Source organism: Streptomyces sp. NPDC003379 (genome assembly GCF_053589195.1).
Map to the genome: position 1 here is coordinate 185,447 of NZ_JBSFRK010000010.1, position 17,577 is coordinate 203,023.

At 73.1% G+C, this 17,577-nt stretch carries 16 protein-coding genes and 1 pseudogene; 5 read left to right on the top strand and 12 right to left on the bottom strand.

Features of this window, described 5'->3' with window-relative positions; translation table 11 throughout:
* Positions 1-100 precede the first annotated feature (100 nt).
* From ACWDVB_RS12250 to ACWDVB_RS12265, 4 genes and pseudogenes are all read right to left on the bottom strand, one after another.
* Positions 101-883 (bottom strand): annotated as a pseudogene (locus ACWDVB_RS12250) (DMT family transporter); the annotation flags it as partial.
* A 19-nt stretch (positions 884-902) separates the two neighbouring features.
* Entirely contained in the window at positions 903-1,772 is an 870-nt protein-coding gene (locus tag ACWDVB_RS12255; protein WP_451514578.1) for an AraC family transcriptional regulator, read from the bottom strand.
* Between the two features lie 56 nt (positions 1,773-1,828).
* Positions 1,829-2,230 (bottom strand): TetR-like C-terminal domain-containing protein, encoded by a 402-nt coding sequence (locus ACWDVB_RS12260; RefSeq protein ID WP_451514579.1) that lies wholly within the window; start codon positions 2,228-2,230, stop codon positions 1,829-1,831.
* Between the two features lie 202 nt (positions 2,231-2,432).
* Positions 2,433-3,875 carry an RNB domain-containing ribonuclease gene (locus ACWDVB_RS12265; RefSeq protein ID WP_451514580.1) on the bottom strand — a complete coding sequence of 481 codons (1,443 nt, stop codon included), beginning with the start codon at positions 3,873-3,875 and terminating at the stop codon, positions 2,433-2,435.
* A 744-nt stretch (positions 3,876-4,619) separates the two neighbouring features.
* Here ACWDVB_RS12265 and yaaA point away from each other — a divergent pair.
* Positions 4,620-5,420 carry a peroxide stress protein YaaA gene (yaaA, locus tag ACWDVB_RS12270; RefSeq protein ID WP_451514581.1) on the top strand — a complete coding sequence of 267 codons (801 nt, stop codon included), beginning with the start codon at positions 4,620-4,622 and terminating at the stop codon, positions 5,418-5,420.
* A gap of 351 nt (positions 5,421-5,771) precedes the next feature.
* Here yaaA and ACWDVB_RS12275 read toward each other — a convergent pair whose 3' ends face one another.
* Positions 5,772-6,416: a TetR/AcrR family transcriptional regulator gene (locus ACWDVB_RS12275; protein WP_451514582.1), complete on the bottom strand. Its 645-nt coding sequence runs from the start codon at positions 6,414-6,416 to the stop codon at positions 5,772-5,774.
* Positions 6,417-6,544: 128 nt separating this feature from the next.
* Here ACWDVB_RS12275 and ACWDVB_RS12280 point away from each other — a divergent pair, with 128 nt between their 5' ends.
* Positions 6,545-6,988 (top strand): VOC family protein, encoded by a 444-nt coding sequence (locus ACWDVB_RS12280; protein ID WP_451514629.1) that lies wholly within the window; start codon positions 6,545-6,547, stop codon positions 6,986-6,988.
* Positions 6,989-7,077: 89 nt separating this feature from the next.
* Entirely contained in the window at positions 7,078-7,716 is a 639-nt protein-coding gene (gene eda, locus ACWDVB_RS12285) for a bifunctional 4-hydroxy-2-oxoglutarate aldolase/2-dehydro-3-deoxy-phosphogluconate aldolase (RefSeq protein WP_451514583.1), read from the top strand.
* Between the two features lie 19 nt (positions 7,717-7,735).
* Here eda and ACWDVB_RS12290 read toward each other — a convergent pair whose 3' ends face one another.
* The 4 genes from ACWDVB_RS12290 to ACWDVB_RS12305 all read right to left on the bottom strand — a co-directional run bounded on the left by ACWDVB_RS12290 (position 7,736) and on the right by ACWDVB_RS12305 (position 12,065).
* The gene (locus tag ACWDVB_RS12290; RefSeq protein ID WP_451514584.1) at positions 7,736-9,214 is read right to left on the bottom strand and encodes a bifunctional RNase H/acid phosphatase; all 1,479 of its coding nucleotides are present in this window, start codon (positions 9,212-9,214) and stop codon (positions 7,736-7,738) included.
* Between the two features lie 47 nt (positions 9,215-9,261).
* Complete coding sequence (locus ACWDVB_RS12295) at positions 9,262-10,005, bottom strand: zinc ribbon domain-containing protein (protein ID WP_451514630.1); 744 nt, start codon at positions 10,003-10,005, stop codon at positions 9,262-9,264.
* Complete coding sequence (locus tag ACWDVB_RS12300; protein ID WP_451514585.1) at positions 10,002-10,853, bottom strand: Nif3-like dinuclear metal center hexameric protein; 852 nt, start codon at positions 10,851-10,853, stop codon at positions 10,002-10,004. The genes ACWDVB_RS12295 and ACWDVB_RS12300 overlap by 4 nt, the downstream gene beginning before the upstream one ends.
* 117 nt (positions 10,854-10,970) lie before the next feature.
* Positions 10,971-12,065 carry an ABC transporter substrate-binding protein gene (locus ACWDVB_RS12305; RefSeq protein WP_451514586.1) on the bottom strand — a complete coding sequence of 365 codons (1,095 nt, stop codon included), beginning with the start codon at positions 12,063-12,065 and terminating at the stop codon, positions 10,971-10,973.
* 218 nt (positions 12,066-12,283) lie between these two features.
* Between ACWDVB_RS12305 and ACWDVB_RS12310 the strand changes: the two genes are divergently transcribed.
* Positions 12,284-13,342, top strand: a complete 1,059-nt coding sequence (locus tag ACWDVB_RS12310) for a hypothetical protein (RefSeq protein WP_451514587.1) — start codon at positions 12,284-12,286, stop codon at positions 13,340-13,342.
* Between the two features lie 391 nt (positions 13,343-13,733).
* Here the strand turns inward: ACWDVB_RS12310 and ACWDVB_RS12315 are convergent, their stop codons facing one another.
* From ACWDVB_RS12315 to ACWDVB_RS12325, 3 genes are all read right to left on the bottom strand, one after another.
* Entirely contained in the window at positions 13,734-14,681 is a 948-nt protein-coding gene (locus tag ACWDVB_RS12315; RefSeq protein ID WP_451514631.1) for a 3-oxoacyl-ACP reductase, read from the bottom strand.
* 16 nt (positions 14,682-14,697) lie between these two features.
* Positions 14,698-15,774: a Zn-dependent alcohol dehydrogenase gene (locus ACWDVB_RS12320; RefSeq protein ID WP_451514588.1), complete on the bottom strand. Its 1,077-nt coding sequence runs from the start codon at positions 15,772-15,774 to the stop codon at positions 14,698-14,700.
* A 95-nt stretch (positions 15,775-15,869) separates the two neighbouring features.
* Positions 15,870-16,724: a MaoC/PaaZ C-terminal domain-containing protein gene (locus ACWDVB_RS12325; protein ID WP_451514589.1), complete on the bottom strand. Its 855-nt coding sequence runs from the start codon at positions 16,722-16,724 to the stop codon at positions 15,870-15,872.
* Between the two features lie 237 nt (positions 16,725-16,961).
* Between ACWDVB_RS12325 and ACWDVB_RS12330 the strand changes: the two genes are divergently transcribed.
* Complete coding sequence (locus tag ACWDVB_RS12330; RefSeq protein WP_451514590.1) at positions 16,962-17,531, top strand: DinB family protein; 570 nt, start codon at positions 16,962-16,964, stop codon at positions 17,529-17,531.
* Positions 17,532-17,577 lie beyond the last annotated feature (46 nt).

Sequence of the window (17,577 nt, forward strand, 5' to 3'; positions counted from 1 at the left end):
TTACCCGCCGGGTCCCCGAGGTCCGCGCCGTAGCCGCCGTCGCCAGGAAGGAGCCCGCGAGGATCAGTGCGAAGGCCGCCGCGACGTCCGCCGTGAGCGGCTCGGAGAGGAAGGTGACGCCCGCCGCCACCGCCACGGCCGGATTGACGTACGTGAAGACGACCGCCCGGGTCGGGCCCGCCTCCCGGATCAGTTCCAGGAAGACCACGAAGGCCAGGGCCGTGCAGATGACGCCGAGGCCCGCGAGTGACGCGAGCGTCTCGTCGTCCGGCATCGTCTCCGGCCAGGTGGCCGCCGCCGCGGGGGCGTAGACGAGGGCGGCGAGGACCAGGCAGGGCGCGATCAGCTGGAGGGTGGGGACCTCGCGGAGGTGGCGGGCCACGATCAGCGGGGCGATGGCGTAGCCGAGGGCGGTCAGCATGACCTCCGTGAGGGACCACGCGTCGCCGCCCGTCAGGTGCGGCACGGTCAGCACCGCGACGCCCGCGAGGCCGAGCCCGAGACCGGTGAGGCGGCGCGGACTGAGGCGTTCCGTGTCGCCGAAGAAGCGGGCGAGGAGCGCGCCGATGATCGGGACGGCGGCGATGAGGAGCCCGGCCGTGGAGCTGGAGATGCGCCGCTCGGCGTCGGTGAGGGTCCACCACGGGCCGAGGATCTCCACGCAGGCGAAGACCAGCATGGGGCGCCAGTGTGTCTTCAGTACGTGGGGCAGTCCGCCCTGTCGTACGGCGAAGGGGAGCAGGAGCGCCGCGCCGAGCGCGCAGCGCGTGAAGACCACCATCGACGGGGACAGGTCGCTGTCCACCGCCACCTTGATCATGAGATAGGGGATGCCCCACAGGACTCCCATGAGCGAGAAGAGAAACCAGCCGCGTGCCGTCATGCGGGCAGTTTCGGCCGCCTCACCGCCGGGTGTCTTGAACGCTGTTGCGGTACGCCGCCGGGGTCACCCCGAGCACCCGGCGGAACCAGCGCGTGAGATGCGCCTGGTCGGCGAAGCCCACCAGGGAGGCCGCCTCGGCGGGGCGCAGGCCCGCGTCCAGGTGCGCGCGGGCGAGCGTCACGCGGTGCTGGGCGAGCCAGGCGTAGGGCGGCATCCCCGTCGACGTACGGAAGGCGCGCAGGAGTTGGTAGCGGGACAGGCCGAGCGGGGCGGCGAGTTCGGTGAGGGTGGGTGGGGTCAGGAGTTCGTCGGTGAGGCGGCTGCGCACGGCGCGGGCGATGTGGTCGGCGCCGGGGACGCGGTCGGCGAAGGGGGCGCCGGCAGCCGCCCGGGGGCGGTCGGCGCTGTGTCTGCGGGTGAGGGCGGTGAGCAGCCAGGGGAGGCGGGACTCCGCCTCCAGCGGGTCGGCGTGGGCGCTCAGTTCGGTGTGGGCGGCGCGCAGGGCGGCCGCCAGTTCGGGGTCGTCCACCACCGGGTCGGGGAAGTGCGGCGGGGTCTCGGTGCCCTCGGCGAGGAGGGGCAGCGTGGGGTACATGGCGCGGTAGGCGTAGCCGCCGGTCGCGCCGGGGCCGCCGGTGTGCACCTCGCCGGGGGCGAGGACGACGATGGAGCCGGGCCCCACATGCAGCCGGTCCCCCCGGTAGTCGATGAGCTCGGAGCCGCCGACGCAGACGCCGACGGAGAACTCCTCGTGGTAGTGCGGGGCGTAGCGGTGCCGTTCGAAGCGGGCGGTCAGCAGGTCGAGGCTCTCGCCGTCGGGGCCGAGGGGCGCCCTGGACCAGAGCGCCTGCTCGCGGGGGCGTCCCGCCTCTGCCGCCTGGTCGTTCATGTGCCGCCCCCCGCTCCCCGTGGTGCGCCACGCGGGGCCGACACCCGCGCGACCTGTCACGGGTGCAACGCCCGCGTGCCCTTCTTCCATGCCGCGCCGAGGTCGACGCCGGCCGGGAAACGTCCGTGGATCTCCAGGATCACCATGCCGTGCGCGAACGCCCAGGCCGCGCGGGCCAGGTCGACGTCTCCGGCGCAGGCCCGCATCAGGGGCGCCGCGGCCCGCTCCTCCAGGCCCTCGGGGAGGGCGTGGCGCGGGAGGGGACGTTCGGTGGCGAGGCGGTAGAGGTGGGGGTGGCGCAGGGCGTACGCGCGGTAGGCATCGGTGAGGGCGTCGAGGGAGCCGGGGGCCCGCGCCTCGGCCGCCTCGGAGGCGGTCGCGGACTCGTCCAGCATCTGCGCGACCAGCTGCACCTCCACCGCGGCCTTGTCGGGGAAGTGAGGCGTACGCCCCCGCACTTCTCTGTCGGTGCTGGTCGTCGACCTCTACGGCGTCCTTCTGCTCATCGGGATCCACGCGGCGTCCGTGACCCGCTCGCACGTGCGAGCGGCGCTACGAGCGACCGTACGGCTGCACGCCGACGAGCCGGCGGAGCTGCTGGCGGCGCTCCGGGCGGGTCAGGCGGGTCAGGCGGGTCAGGCGGGTCAGGCCGACCGTTCCTCACGCCGGGACGAACTGAACCTTTGCTGTCGTCGGGTCCGCCTGTGTGAGGCGGACCCGCAGGTGTTCGCCCAAGGGGAGTCCCGTCGGGCCGCCCTCGATGCGGGCCACGATCGCCGGGGCGGTCAGCTGAACGGTGCCGACGGCCGGGTCGCGGTCCTTCACGTCCACCACCACCGCGTCGAAGATCTCGCCGACCCGGTCCTTGAGCAGGGCGGCCTCGACGATGTCTACGCACTCCCGCTCCACGGCATTGCCGCGCCGGGCGCCGTCCGCCATCTCCTTGGGCAGGCCGTCCAGGGCGGCGAGGACCCACTGCGGGACGCCCGCTCCCGCGCAGGCGGCGAGGCACAGCTCGGAGGCGTAGCGGTCGACGAGGCGGCGCAGGGGGGCCGTGCAGTGGGCGTAGGGGGCGGCGACCGCGGCGTGCAGGGTGAGGGCGGGGGTCTCGCCGCCGGTGAACGCCGTGTAGCCCGCGCCGCGCAGCAGCGTCGTGCACTCCTGGAGGAAGGCGGCGTGGTGCGACTGGCGGGGGTCGAGGGAGCGTACGAGTTCCGCGTACGGGACGTGGTGCGGCCAGTCGATGCGCAGCGCCTTGGCGGTGCGGCGCAGGCGTCCGACGGCACCGTCCGGCGCGGTCGGCAGGGTGCGCAGGATGCCCGTGCCCGAGCCGATCATGAGCTCGGCGGCGGCCATGCCGGTGAGCAGGGAGATCTGGGCGTTCCAGCCGTCGGCGGGCAGGGGCGCGCGGTAGGCGAGTTCGTACGTGCCGTCGCGCTCGACGATCTCCTGCTCGGGCACGTTGAGGGAGATGCCGCCGCGCTCGACTTCCAGCCGCTCGCGCAGCGTCCCGATGTCCCGCAGCAGCGCGACCGGCTCCTCCGCGGTGCCGTCGTCGATGGCCCGCTGTACGCCCCCGTAGTCGAGCTTCGCCCGGCTGCGTACGAGGGCACGGCGCACGTCGACGCGTTCGGTGCGGCCGTCGTCATCCAGGTCGAGCGTCCACAGGACGGCCGGGCGGCTCTGGCCCGGCAGCAGGCTGGCGGCGCCCTCGCTCAGGGCCGTGGGGTGCAGCGGGACCTTCTCGTCGGGGAAGTAGAGGGTCGTGACGCGGCGGTGGGCCTCGGCGTCGGTCGGGCCGCCGGGTGTGACGTACGCGGCGACGTCGGCGATCGCGTACCGCACGCGGTAGCCGCCGCTCTCGCGGCGCGCCAAGTGCATGGCCTGGTCCAGGTCGACGGAGGTGGGCGGGTCGACGGTGAAGAGGGGGATGTCCGTGGCGTCATGCTCCGGGAGGCGGGGCGACGCGGCGGCCCGCTCCGCCTCGGCGAGGACGTCGGCCGGGAAGGCGTCGGGCACGTCGAGTGTCGTACGCAGTTCACGCAGCGCGGCCCGCAACGGAGCCTCCGCTGCGCCGGTCACGTGGAGCTGACGGCGGGGCATGCCCCGAGCGTAGGGCGCACCCCGGGCCTTGGCACCCCGTGAGCCGACCCTGCCGCCGGGCGCTCCGCGACATCCGCCACCCACCACGGCGCTTGGCGCGCCTGGCCGCCGGTCGGGGGCCGGCGCGCCTGGTTTTCCTGGCCGCCGGTCCGGGCGGACGCGCCTGGCGTTCCCGGCCGCCGGTCCGGGCGGACGCGCCCGGCGTTCCCGGCCGCCGGTCCAGGCGTTCCTGGCCGCCGGTCCGAGGCCGTCCGGCGGCGCGCGAGAGACGCCGTCCTGGAGACGCCGCCCTGGGCTGCCCGAAGATGCCGTCCTAGGCCGCCCCAGGGGTGGCGCCCGAGGTGCCGCCCCAGACGCCGCCCGGGGTGGCGCCCGAGGTGCCGTCCGAGGAAGCGCCCGAGGTGGCGCCCTCAATGCCTCCAGGTCCGCCCTAAATACTGCCCCAGGGATGCCGTCCTACGTGCCGCCCCAGGGATGCCACCGAAGGTGCCGCCCGGTGCACAGCCCGAGGATGCCGCCCTAGGCGCCGCCCGACGCACCGCCCAAAGGTGCCGCCCGAAGGTGCCGCCCGGCGCACCGACCGAAGGTGCCGCCCTGAAGGTGCCGCCCGACGCACCCCCCGAGGCACCGTCCTAGGTGCCACCTCAGGGCAGGGCGAGCCCACGGCACCGGGCGCCGCTTTCGTCCCCGTAACCTTTTCCCAGGGGCCGCGCCCCTCCCTCGTACCGCCTAAGGAGTCCGATCGTGCTCGTCCTGCTGCCGCCGTCCGAAGGCAAGGCCTCGTCCGGGCGGGGTGCCCCGCTCGAGCCCGAGAGCCTGTCGCTGCCGGGGCTCGCCGAGGCGCGGCAGGCGGTGCTCGACGAGTTGGTCGAGCTGTGCGCCGCCGACGAGGAGAAGGCGCGGGTCGTGCTCGGCCTGAGCGAGGGGCTGCGCGGCGAGGTCGCCAAGAACACCGGTCTGCGCACGGCGGGCGCGCGTCCCGCCGGGGAGATCTACACGGGCGTCCTGTACGACGCCCTGGACCTGGCCTCGCTCGACGCCGCCGCCAAGCGCCGCGCCGCACGCTCGCTGCTCGTGTTCTCCGGACTGTGGGGCGCCGTCGGCGTGAACGACAGGATTCCCTCCTACCGCTGCTCGATGGGCGTGAAGCTGCCGGGCCTCGGCGCCCTCGGGGCCTACTGGCGTACGCCGATGGCGTCCGTCATGCCAGAGGCGGCGGGCGACGGGCTCGTCCTGGACCTGCGGTCGTCGGCGTACGCGGCGGCGTGGAAGCCGAAGGGCGAGGTGGCCGGGCGGACGGCGACCGTGCGGGTGCTGCACGCGCAGCTGGTCGACGGGGTCGAGAAGCGGTCCGTGGTCTCGCACTTCAACAAGGCGACGAAGGGCCGGATCGTACGCTCCCTGCTGACCGCGGCCGCCCAGCCGAAGGACCCGGCCGAGCTGGTCGAGGCGCTGCGGGATCTGGGCCACGTGGTGGAGGTGGAGGCTCCGGCGAAGGCGGGGAAGGTGTGGGGGCTGGATGTGGTGGTGCGCGACCTCCACTGAGCCTGGCCTCTGGGCCTTGACCTGTGACCTCTGCCCCGCCCCTGGGCCTTTGGCGGCTGCGGTCGTCCCCGGACTGGGCCGCCGCTTCGCGGCGGATGTCCCCCACCCACCCATCCACCCGTTCGCCCCGCAGTAAAGGGTGGGAGGGGGTGGGTTCCGGTGCCGCTCGATGCCATGAACGGGCGGGTGGGTGGGAAAGACCCGCCGCGAAGCGGCGGCATAGGGCGCTGCTCTGGGAGCGGTCTCTGGTACGCCGGGAAGCGGCGGCGTATGGCACCACTTCGGGTGCGGTCTCCGGCACGCCAGGAAGCCGCGCATAGGGCGCCGCCCCGGCCAGGGTCCCGCCCCCTCTCAGGAACCCCCCGCACGGAGTCCGCCCAGCAGTCGGTCCAGGGCAAGTTCCGTCTGGGCCAGTGTCTCCGGGGCGTCCGCGTGGGCCAGCCACAGTGCCGCCTCGTTCATCGCGCCGGAGAGCAGGCGGGCCAGGGGCTCGACCGGCTGGGCGGTGATGATTTCGGAGCTGACCAGCGTGTCCAGCGCCTCCGCCAGATGCCGGGCGGAGGAGTTCTCGTCCATGGCCCGCCACTCGTCCCACCCGAGCACCGCCGGCGCGTCCACCAGGACGATGCGCCGCACCACCGGATCGCGCCCGGCGGCGAGGAAGGCCCGGCAGCCTGCCCGCAGCTGCTCCCAGAGGTCCTCGTGCTGCCCGGCGGCGGCCGCGACCCGCTCTCCCAGGTCCGCCTGCACCTCGGCGACCACCGCGCGGAACAGCCCCGCCTTGCTCTCGAAGTGGTGGTAGGCCGCCCCCTTGGTGACCCCCGCCGCCCGCGCCACCTCGGCGAGGACCACGGCGTGATAGCCGTCCGCGGCGAACCTCCGCCGCCCCTCGCCCAGCAGGGCACGCCGTGTCGCCGCCCGCTGCTCGGCCCTCGTGACAGCCTCCGCCCTGACAGTCCCCGACCCCGTCCCGGCAGTCCCCGTCGTGACAACCATCGCGCCCGCCCATCCTCTCTTCGTCGATCTCCCTCCCTCTTTCGCATACCCCGGGTATGTTAGCGTCCCAGCCCACATACCCGGGGTATGTGAACACGATCGCGTACGAGCAGAGGGAGCCGCACATCATGAAGGTCAAGCTCGGAAGCTTCTATCCGGTGATCGCCACCCGCGATGTCGCCGCCTCACGCGACTTCTACGTCCGCTACTTCGGTTTCGAGGCGACCTTCGAGGCCGACTGGTATGTGAGCCTCCACCGCCCGGACGCCCCGCATTACGAACTCGCCCTGCTCGACCACGCCCACCCCACCCTCCCCGACGGGCACCGCGCGCCGCTCCAGGGCGGCCTCCTGCTCAACTTCGAGGTCGACGACGTGGACGCCGAACACCACAGGCTGGTCGGAGGGGCGGGCCTGCCCGAGCTTCTCTCCCTGCGCACCGAGGAGTTCGGGCAGCGGCACTTCATCGTCGCGGCGCCGGACGGCGTGCTGATCGACGTCATCACCGTCGTGAGCGCGAGCGAGAAGTACGCGGAGCAGTACGCCCCCGGCCATGCCCCACGAGACAGTTAGATTGCGGCCGCAGGTTGATTGCAGCGTGCAGGTTGCAACATGCGCAACGCCCTTTGCGCGCACTGCACCGTCACGGGCACTATTCCCCCATGGTTCCTGAGCCCCCCGCCGCCCCCTCCTCCGTCCTCGATCTCGCGCCCGTCGTCCCGGTAGTGGTCGTCGACGATCTCGGTGACGCCGTGCCGATGGCGCGGGCCCTGGTCGCCGGGGGGCTGCCCGCGATCGAGGTGACTCTGCGGACGCCCGTCGCGCTTGACGCGATTCGGGTCATCGCCGCCGAGGTGCCGGGCGCCGTCGTCGGTGCCGGGACCGTGATCTCCGCGCGGAACGTCGCCGACTCCGTGGCGGCCGGCGCCCGTTTCCTCGTCAGTCCGGGCTGGACGGACGCGTTGCTGGAGGCGATGCGGGGGTCGGGCGTGCCGTTCCTGCCGGGGGTCTCGACGGCCTCGGAGGTCGTGGCGCTGCTTGAGCGCGGCGTCAGCGAGATGAAGTTCTTCCCGGCGGAGGCCGCCGGTGGGACCGCCTATCTGAAGTCCCTCGGCGGGCCGCTCCCCCAGGCCCGTTTCTGCCCGACCGGCGGGATCACCTCCGGCTCCGCGCCGTCGTACCTCGCGCTGAAGAACGTCGGCTGTGTCGGCGGCAGTTGGATGCTTCCCGCCGACGCCGTCGCGGCCAAGGACTGGGCCCGGGTGGAGTCCCTCGCGCGCGAAGCGGCGTCCCTGCGCTGACCCCGCGAAGAGGCACCCCTCACAAAGAGGGGGGCCAGCGCAAGTGTGACGTGTCGTTCAGGAGACGCAGCGAGGCGTTGCCGTCGGCGTAGTACGCGACCGCCGAGACGGAGGCCGCCGCGAGTTCCATGCGGAACAGGGACTCCGGCGGGGCGCCGAGCGCGAGGCGCACCAGCGTTTTGATGGGCGTGACGTGTGTGACGAGCAGGACCGTGCGGCCCGCGTACGCCGAGGTCAGGCGGTCGCGGGCGGCCGCGACCCGGCGGGAGACCGCCGCGAACGACTCGCCGCCCGGCGGCGCCGCCTTCGGTGAGGCCAGCCAGGCGTTCAGCTCCTCGGGGTGACGCTCGCGCACCTCGCCGAAGGTCAGCCCCTCCCAGGCCCCGAAATCCGTTTCGCGCAGGCCCTCTTCGAGGTGGACGTCGAGTCCGAGCCGGGCGGCGACGGTGTGCGCGGTCTCCTGGCAGCGCTTGAGCGGCGAGGAGACGATCGCCTGGATCGTGCCGCGCGCGGCGAAGGCCGCCGCGGCGCGCTCGGCCTGCTCGCGCCCCACGCCGGAGAGGGACGGGTCGCCGCCGCCGCTTCCGGAGAAGCGTTTCTCGGGCGTGAGCGCGGTCTCGCCGTGCCTCAGCAGTACGAACGTCGCGGGCGCCCCCAGGTCGGCCGGCGCCGCCCAGCCGACGGGCGGTGCCGACGCGCTGTGCGCGACGCGGGCATCGGCGGCCCCTACCGGGCCGCCCTCCGCCGCCCCGCCGCGCGAGGAGGACGTGGAGGACGCGGGGGCCGCCGTGGAGGACGCCGTGGAGGCCGCGGGGACACCCGTGGAGGCCGCGGGGACACCCGTGGAGGCCGCGGGGACACCCGTGGAGGCCGCCGTGGAGGCCGCGGAGGACGCCGTGGAGGCCGCGGAGGACGCAGGAGCCGCGGAGGCCGCCAGTGCCGCCCGCGCCCTCGCCGCGCCCGCCGCCGCGTCCCCCGGCGGGCCCAAGGGCTCGGGGGCAGAGGTAGGGGCAGGGGCGGGAGCCGCGGCCGATCGTGCGGCTCGCGCGTCCAGTTCCGCCGTGGACGCCGACGGCGACCACCGTTCACCCCGCTTGCCCGCGTCCATCGCCTCGTTCGCGAGCCGGTCCGCGTGCTTGTTCTTCTCGCGCGGGATCCACTCGTACGTCACCTGGGACGACGGGAAGACCCGCGCGGCCTCGGCCGCGAGTGGCTTCATGCCGGGGTGCTTGATCTTCCAGCGGCCCGACATCTGCTCGACGACGAGCTTGGAGTCCATGCGGACGTGGACCGACGCGGCCGGGTCGAGCTGGTGCGCCGCCTTCAGACCGGCCACCAGGCCCTTGTACTCCGCGACATTGTTCGTCGCGACGCCGATGTACTCCGCGGCCTCCATCAGGGTCTCCCCCGTGGCCGCGTCGATGACCACCGAGCCGTAGCCCGCGGGCCCCGGGTTGCCCCGGGAACCCCCATCGGCCTCGACGATGAACTCGCGCATGGAGAGGGTCCTTATCGGGGCAACCGGGATGACCAGGACAACCGGGACTACAGGCCGGACTCGGACGTACGGATCAGGATGCGGCGGCAGTTCTCGCACCGCAGGACGGTGTCCGGGGAGGCCGCCTTCACTTCGTTGACCTCGGTGATGTTGAGCTCCAGGCGGCAGCCCTCGCAGCGTCGCTGGTAGAGCTTGGCGGCGCCGACGCCGCCCTCCTTCTCGCGCAGCTTGTCGTAGAGCTTCAGCAGGTCGGCCGGGACCGAGGCCGCCACGACCTCGCGCTCCTTGGTGACCGTGGCCGCCTCGCCGTCGATCTCCTCGAACGCGGCGTTCCGGCGGGCCGTCGCGTCGTCGATCTTCGACTGGACCGAGGAGACCCGCCCGGTCAGCTCGGTGACCCGCTCCTGCGCGGACTCACGGCGCTCCATGACCTCCAGGACCACGTCCTCCAGGTCGCCCTGGCGCTTGGCGAGCGAGGCGATCTCCTTCTGGAGGTTCTCCAGGTCCTTGGGGGAAGAGACCGCGCCGGAGTCCAGGCGCTGCTGGTCGCGGACCGCGCGCTGGCGGACCTGGTCGACGTCCTGCTCCGCCTTGGTCTGCTCGCGGGCGCAGTCGCTCTCCTCGGTCGTCGAGGCGACGAGCAGGTCGCGCAGCTGCGTGAGGTCCTTGGTCAGCGACTCGATCTCGGCGTGCTCGGGCAGGGACCTCTTCTTGTGCGCGAGCTGCTGGAGGCGGGTGTCCAGGGCCTGGACGTCGAGCAGTCGGATCTGGTCGGCGGGCGCGGCGTTCAGTTGGGGGCTCCAGGTGTGTCGTGAGGAGAGGCCGCGTGGGCGGTCCAGGGGTCGGTGACCGTATGCGAGACGTGGACGCGGAGTCCCCATCCGTTCCGGTCGGAGATCTCGTCGAGCTGGGCTGCGGCCAGCTCGCACCACGGCCACTCGGTGGCCCAGTGCGCGGCGTCGAGCAGCGCGAGCGGCGTGCGCTCGCGGGCCTCGGACGCCGGGTGGTGGCGCAGGTCCGCGGTGAGGAAGGCGTCCACACCGGCGGCGCGTACGTCGTCGAAGAGGCTGTCGCCGGAGCCGCCGCTCACCGCGATGGTCCTGATCAGCGCGCCCGGGTCGCCTGCGACCCGGATGCCCTGCGCGGTGGCGGGCAGCCGCTTCGCCGCGCGCTCGGCGAGCTCGGCGAGGGTGAGGGGGTGTTCGAGTTCGCAGATCCGGCCGAGGCCGCGACGGCCCCGCTGGTCGGCGGGGTCCGGCACGAGGGGACGTACGACACGCAGGTCGAGGGCGCCCGCGAGCGCGTCGGAGACGCCCGGGTCGGCGCGGTCGGCGTTGGTGTGCGCGACGTGCAGCGCGATGTCGTTCTTGATCAGGTCGTGGACGACGCGGCCCTTGGAGGTGGACGCCGCGACCGTCGTCGTACCGCGCAGGTAGAGCGGGTGGTGGGTGACCAGGAGCTGGGCTCCGAGCCGCACCGCCTCGTCGGCGATCTCCTGGACCGGGTCGACGGCGAAGAGGACGCGGGAGACGTCCGCGTCGGGGTCTCCGCAGACCGTGCCGACCGCGTCCCAGCTCTCGGCCAGACCGGCGGGCCACAGGGCGTCGAGGGCGGCGATGACTTCAGACAGACGGGGCACGGGGAAAGGCTACCTGGCCCTCTCGTGCACCTGAACCGGCGCCGCTCTCGCGGACCTGGCCGAGCGGCGCCGGGGTTCCTCAATCGAGGGTCGCGGTGATCTCCGTCACGGGTTTCCTCACTTGGCGAGGTAGCCGCGGAGGTCGTCCAGGACGGAGTCCGCCGCGGTCACGCCGAGACCGAGGTACCAGGTCTCGTCCGGGACGTCTTTGGCCTGCCCCTTCTTCACCGCGCCGAGCCTCTTCCACAGGGGGTTCTTCTCGGCCTCGGAGCGGCCGGTCTTCGTCGCGTCGCCGTAGACGCCGGTGAAGATCCAGTCGGCGTCGGCCTGGTCGATCTTCTCGGGGCTGATCTCGGCGGCGAGGTCGTTGACCTGCTGGTTCTTGGGCCGCGGCAGGCCGGCGTCGTCGAGGATCGTGCCGATGAAGGACGCCTTGGCGTAGAGGCGGATACGGTCCGGCATATAGCGGAGCATCGTGACGCTCGGCTTCCTGCCGCCGTGGGCGGCGCCGATGTCCTCGCCGAGCCGCTGTGCCGTCTTCTCGTACGCGGCGAGCTCCTCCTTGGCCTCGGCGGTCCTGTCGAGCGCGGCCGCGTTCAGGAGGTAGTTCTCCTTCCACGTGAAGCCGGGGCGGATGGAGAAGACCGTCGGGGCGATCTTGGCGAGCTGCGGGTAGAGCTTGGCGGCGCGCAGCTCGCTGCCGAGGATCAGGTCCGGCTTGAGGCCCGCGATCGCCTCCAGATTGAGGGAGTTGATCGTGCCGACGTCCTTGGGGTCGCCGGCCGCCTTCTTGAGGTAGCCGGGGACGCCGTTGTCGCCCTCGGTGGGGGCGTAGCCGACGGGCTTGACGCCAAGGGAGACCACGTTGTCGAGCTCGCCCACGTCGAGCACCACGACGCGCTGGGGCCGCTTCTTCAGCTCGGTCCTGCCGCGGGCGTGCGTGATGGTGCGCGGGAACTCGCCCGGCTTCGCCGCGGTGCCCATCTTCGCCGTCTGCTCGGCTGCCTTGGCGAAGTCGTCGCCGCCCTGGGCGACGGCCTTGCTGCCGCTGCCGTTGTCGGACTTCGCGGAGCCGTCGTCGCCCGACCCGCAGGCCGCGAGCGTGAGCGCGGCGGTCACGGCGAGGGCGACCGCGGCGGTGCCGCGGCGGCGACCGCGCCGAGAGGGCCGTACGAATCGTGCGGATCGTGCGGGCCGCGGGGACAGGGACATCGGGACTCCAGGGGGTGCGCTGCCCGGCTCGACCGAGGCGAGAGCCCGACCGGACTTAGGTTCGCCTTACTTTAAGCAGAGCCGCCTCGCGCAGCACAACCGCCCCCGACCTCTCAGGCCAACCGGGACATCTCCACCCTTCTGTGTGAAGCGGACAGCCATGCAACCCACGCCAGTGCGTACGAAAACTAGCTTCGGGGCCGGAGGTGGCACCGACGATGACAGCGGTAACGATCACGGTGGACGGTTCCTACGCGGCCAGGCTCGCCAGGCGGGGCGCGTCCTTGCTCCCCGAGCGCTGGACGCTCGACTCCCCCGAGCCCTACGTGGTGCCGCTCGCCGGCCACCAGCCCGAGGAGCCCGGTACGGAAGTGCTGCCGATGAGCGACGGACGCGTCCTCATCCACCGCCTGGTCGACGGGCGGCACGCCTTCGCGCTGCTCTACCCGACGGGCCCGGGGACCGGCGAGATCCCACTGGGCACCGTGGAGTGCCGGGGCACCCTGCGGCTGCTGCCGCCCGCGCCGGACGGCACCCGCGCCTACGCCCTCGCAACCGGGACCCACTCGTCGGACGTGTGGCTGGTGGCGGGCGGCTCCTTCGGGCCCGAGCATGTGGCGGAGGTGCCGGGGCGCTGCTCGGGCGGCGTCTGGCTGGACCGCGAGGGCCGGATACTGGCCCTCGACCGGGAGTCGGGCGGCCGCGTCAAGACGGTCGTGGTCGACCTGGAGCGGGGCGGCGAGGTCTCGCCGCTGCTGCAGATCACGGAGGAGAGCGACGACCGGCTGCTGCTCGCCGACGCGGACAGCGGCCTGCTCCTCATCCGCTCGAACGCGCCGGGCCACGACCGGCTCGGCTGGGGCGTGCTCGGCAGCGCCCTCCCCCTGCGCTTCCCCGAGTCGCTGCGGCTCGCGGACTGCGCGGTCACGCCGTTCGCGATCCAGCCGGGGCAGACGCTGCTCCCCGAGAGCTGCGCGGTGGCGCTGCGGATCGACGGCGCGGCGGGCACCTGGCTCGGCGTCTGGCGGCCCGCCGAGCGGCGCATGCGGCAACTGCGGGCGCCGGACGGCTGGTTGGCCGGCTCGGGGTGCTGGACGAGGGAGGGCGTCCTGCGCCTTCCGTACGCGACGGGCACGGTGCCCTGCGGTGTCGCACGCGTACCGGCGCCCGCGCAGGACCTTTCGGAGCCGTCGCGGCGCGACCCGTCGCCGCCCGGCGCGACCCGGCCCGTTCCGTTGCAGCAGGCGCCTCTCGCCGGGCGGGTGACGGCCGGTTAGAATCGCTCGGCTGTACGAAGGATCTTCATTACGGGGTGAGTAGCGAGATGTCGACCGAGACCAGTACGGAGACTCGATGGAACACCGAGCCGTGGCAAGCGGCGACCGCGAGCGCGACCGCGCAGTCACGCGGCGCCGGTAGGCACCGGGGGCCGGTGGCCGAGCACGACGAGGCCACGGCGCCGCGGGGCCGCCACCGCAAGCAGGCGTCGAATTCCTGACGCGACGCGACGCGACCCGAAGTGACGCGACGCGACGCACATCACGGAAAAGCCCCGCCGACAGGCCGCCAAAAGCGGCGTACCGGCGGGGCTTTTCCGTGCCGCCGTGCCGCCGTGCCACCGTGCTGCCTCGATGCCTCGATGCCTCGATGCACCACCCTGCCGCCCCGCTATCCCCTCTTCAGGCCGAGCACCTCGGACGCCGCGAACGTCTCCCCCGGCGGGCGGTCCGCGTAGTACGGCGAGATCAGCTCATCCAGCTCGTCGTACGTGAACGCCTCCTTCGCCGAGTCGAACTTCGCCGCCACCTTGGGGCGTTCCACGATCGCGACCATGCCTCCGTGCACCACGAGCAGCTGCCCGTTGACCTGGGCGGCGGCGGGCGAGGCCAGATAGCCGACCAGCGGTGAGACGTGTTCGGGCGAGAGCGGGTCGAGGCGGCCGTCGGACGGCTCCTGGAAGCCCTGGAAGACGTCCTCGGTCATCCGCGTACGCGCGCGCGGGCAGATCGCGTTGGCCGTCACGCCGTACTTGGCGAGCGCCAGCGCCGTCGACGTCGTCAGGCCGACGATGCCCCCCTTCGCCGCCGCGTAGTTGGGCTGGCCCGCGGACCCGGCGAGGAAGGCCTCCGACGACGTGTTCACGATCCTGCCGTACACCGGGCCGCCCGCCGCCTTGGAGCGCTCACGCCAGTGGACGGACGCGAAGTGGGTGGTGTTGAAGTGGCCCTTGAGATGGACGTGGATGACCGAGTCCCACTCGCTCTCGCTCATCGAGAAGATCATCCGGTCCCGCAGGATGCCCGCGCTGTTGACCAGGACATCGAGCTTTCCGTACGCGTCGATCGCCAGCCCGACCAGGCCACGGGCCTGTTCGTGGTCGGCGACGTCACCGGTGTGCGCGACGGCCTGTCCGCCCGCGGCCCGGATCTCGGCGGCCACCTCCTCCGCGGGCGCCGCCGACGCCTCGCCGGAGCCGTCGCGCCCCGGCTGCCCGAAGTCGTTGACGACGACGCTCGCGCCGAGCCGGGCCAGTTCCAGCGCCTCGGCGCGGCCGAGCCCGCGGCCCGCGCCGGTGACGACCGCGGCCAGGCCCTCAAGTGGCAGTGGCAGTGACAGTGACATCAATGTCCCCTCAGATCTCGATGCACGTACGCAGGGCGGTCCCGGTGCGCATCTGGTCCAGGGCCTCGTTGATCTCGGCCAGCCGCACGCGGTGCGTGATCATGTTCTCCAGGTCGATGCGGCCCGCCTGCCAGAGCGCGATGGCCCGCTCGTACGACTGGAGGACGTCGCCCCCGCCGTACATGGAGGGCAGGATCCGCTTCTCGTCGAAGAACAGCTCGAACATGTTGAGCCGGAGGTGGTCGTCCATGGCCCCGGCGCCGACGACGCAGAGCGTGCCGCCGCGCCGCGCCGCCTCGTACGCCGTGCGGGCCGTGACCGACTTGCCGACGACCTCGAAGACGTAGTCGAACCCCTCACCCGCCGTGATCCGCTGCTTGGCGTCGGCCAGTTCGTCGGGGGCGACGGCCTCCGTCGCGCCGAAGCCCAGGGCGGCCTCGCGGCGCGAGGTGACCGGGTCGACGGCGACGATCTGCGCCGCGCCCTTGAGCCGGGCGCCCTGGATCGCGGAGATGCCGACGCCGCCGCAGCCGATGACGGCGACCGACGAACCGGCCGCCACATCGGCGGTGTTGATGGCCGCGCCGAGCCCCGTGGTCACCCCGCAGCCGATCAGCGCCGCGATGTCGAAGGGCACCTCGTCCGGGATCGGCACGGCGCACCCGGCGTCGACGACGACCTCCTCGGTGAAGGTCCCCGTGCCCGCGAAGCCGAAGACGTCACCGCCGGCGCGCCGGAAGTTGGGGGTGCCCGCGTTCAGGAAACCGGCGAGGCAGAGCTGGGTCTGGCCGCGCTTGCAGGCGGGACAGGTCCCGCACGCCGGCAGCCAGCAGATCAGTACCCGGTCGCCTCGCGCCACACCGGTCACGCCGTCGCCGACGTCGACGATCTCTCCGGCGCCCTCGTGGCCCGGGACGAAGGGGGCGGGCTGCGGCAGCACGCCGTTCATCGCGGAGACGTCGGAGTGGCACAGGCCGGTGGCCCGGACCCGGATCTTCACCTTGCCCGGGCCGAAGCCCAACGCCTCGACGTCGTCGAGCACTTCGAGCTTGTCCTGGCCTATCTCGTGCAGTACGGCTGCGCGCATGGCGTACGGCTCCTCTCGGCGTACGAACCGGACCAAATCGGCGTACGGAATCGGCTTGCGAAGCTTCGGGCGCGGCGGCGGCGGTCCGGAGCGGCTCAGGCGTGGTCGACGACGGTGTCGGTGAGGACCGGCGCGTCGTCCCGTTCGACCGCCGTGACCGTGGCCCGGACGCGGCCCTCGGTGCGCCACATGCGGATCCGCAGGGTCTCGCCGGGGAAGACGATCCCGGCGAAGCGCGTGCCGTAGCTCCGCACCCGGGACACGTCACCGCCGAGCTGGGTGTCGACGACGGCCTTGAGCGTCATCCCGTACGTGCACAGGCCGTGCAGGATCGGTCGGTCGAAACCGGCGAGCTTCGCGAACCCGGGGTCGGCGTGCAGGGGGTTCCAGTCGCCGGAGAGGCGGTACAGCAGCGCCTGGTCCTCGCGGACGGGGCGCTCGACCTCCAAGTGGGGGTCGCCCTCGGGGGCGGGCAGGCGCGCGGAGGGGCCGCGGTCGCCGCCGAAGCCGCCTTCGCCGCGTACGAAGATCTGGGCGTCGCTCGTCCACAGCGGGCCCTCGCCGTCGGCGGCCTCGGAGCGCAGGACGAGGACGGCGGCCTTGCCCTTGTCGTACACCGCGGCGACCCTGGACGTGTTGACGGCCTTGCCCGCGACGGGGATGGGGCGGTGCAGCGTGATGGTCTGGCCGCCGTGCAGCACCGCGGCCAGGTCCACCTCGATGCCGGGGGCCGAGAGACCGCCGACGACGCCCATGCCGGCGCCCGCGACGGTGGCGAAGCTGGGCAGGACGTGCAGCCCGGACTCCAGGGTGTAGCGCAGTTCGGCGGGGTCGGTGGCGGGCCGGCCCGCGCCGAGACTCAGGTGGTAGAGCTGGACGTCCTTGTGGTCCCAGGCGATCTCGGTGGACCGGGGTTCGGCGGCCACGGCCTTCGCGGCGTCAATGGGCATGGGTGGCAGCTCCTTGGGCCTTGGGCCGGCAGCAGAAGACCTCGGTGCGGCCGTCCGCACCGTCGACCGCACCGAGGTCGCAACAGGCCGTTCTAGAACGCGTTCCAGTCCGGCGTCCCATGTATAGCCGAGGGCCGGGGAGTTGTGAAGCCCTACTGACAGGGCGTCAGCTCTGGGCGGTGATGACCGGAGAGGGCCGGGTAAAGAGGTAGCGGGCTCCGGTTCTCGCGGCCGAGTATGGGCCGCATGAGCGACCAACCCGAGCGGTGGACCCAGGCGACCGTCTATCCCGACATGTGGGCCGACCCCGACGACGACCCCCGCAACAGCGAAGGGGGCAGCCCGGACGGGGAGCCGGCGACGCTCCAGGACTTCCTGTCGGGCTACCGCATGACCCTGCGGATGAAGTGCGAGGGCCTGGACGCGGAGCAGCTGGCCCGCCGGTCGGTTCCGCCGTCGACGATGTCGCTGCTCGGCCTGGTGCGGCACCTCGCCGAGACGGAACGCGACTGGCGCAACTGGATCCACGACGGTGACCCGCTGCCGAGGCTGTACGGCAAGAAGGACACGGACTTCCACGGAGCCGTCGCCGAGCAGGCCGTCGTCGACGCCGCGTACGCCGATCTGGCGCGTGAGCAGGCCGCGCTCGACGCCGCGCTCGCCGGGCATCCGGACCTGGGCGTGCGTCTGGGGAAGGAGGGGATCTCGGTGCGGGAGCTGATGGTGCACAGGATCGAGGAGTACGCCCGTCACTGTGGGCACGCCGACCTGTTGCGCGAGTGCGTGGACGGGAGGGTGGGCCAGTGACGGTTCCGTCCTGACGCGCAGAACGGGCTCATCTCTCCTCGGGCGG

Coding starts and splice junctions, on each gene's coding strand:
- ACWDVB_RS12255 (WP_451514578.1), bottom strand. CDS start 1,772: ATGAACGACCAGGCGGCAGAGGCGGGACGCCCCCGCGAGCAGGCGCTC.
- ACWDVB_RS12305 (WP_451514586.1), bottom strand. CDS start 12,065: ATGTCCCTGTCCCCGCGGCCCGCACGATCCGCACGATTCGTACGGCCC.
- ACWDVB_RS12320 (WP_451514588.1), bottom strand. CDS start 15,774: ATGCGCGCAGCCGTACTGCACGAGATAGGCCAGGACAAGCTCGAAGTG.
- ACWDVB_RS12265 (WP_451514580.1), bottom strand. CDS start 3,875: ATGCCCCGCCGTCAGCTCCACGTGACCGGCGCAGCGGAGGCTCCGTTG.
- ACWDVB_RS12280 (WP_451514629.1), top strand. CDS start 6,545: ATGAAGGTCAAGCTCGGAAGCTTCTATCCGGTGATCGCCACCCGCGAT.
- ACWDVB_RS12275 (WP_451514582.1), bottom strand. CDS start 6,416: ATGGTTGTCACGACGGGGACTGCCGGGACGGGGTCGGGGACTGTCAGG.
- ACWDVB_RS12325 (WP_451514589.1), bottom strand. CDS start 16,724: ATGCCCATTGACGCCGCGAAGGCCGTGGCCGCCGAACCCCGGTCCACC.
- eda (WP_451514583.1), top strand. CDS start 7,078: ATGGTTCCTGAGCCCCCCGCCGCCCCCTCCTCCGTCCTCGATCTCGCG.
- ACWDVB_RS12290 (WP_451514584.1), bottom strand. CDS start 9,214: ATGCGCGAGTTCATCGTCGAGGCCGATGGGGGTTCCCGGGGCAACCCG.
- ACWDVB_RS12330 (WP_451514590.1), top strand. CDS start 16,962: ATGGGCCGCATGAGCGACCAACCCGAGCGGTGGACCCAGGCGACCGTC.
- ACWDVB_RS12310 (WP_451514587.1), top strand. CDS start 12,284: ATGACAGCGGTAACGATCACGGTGGACGGTTCCTACGCGGCCAGGCTC.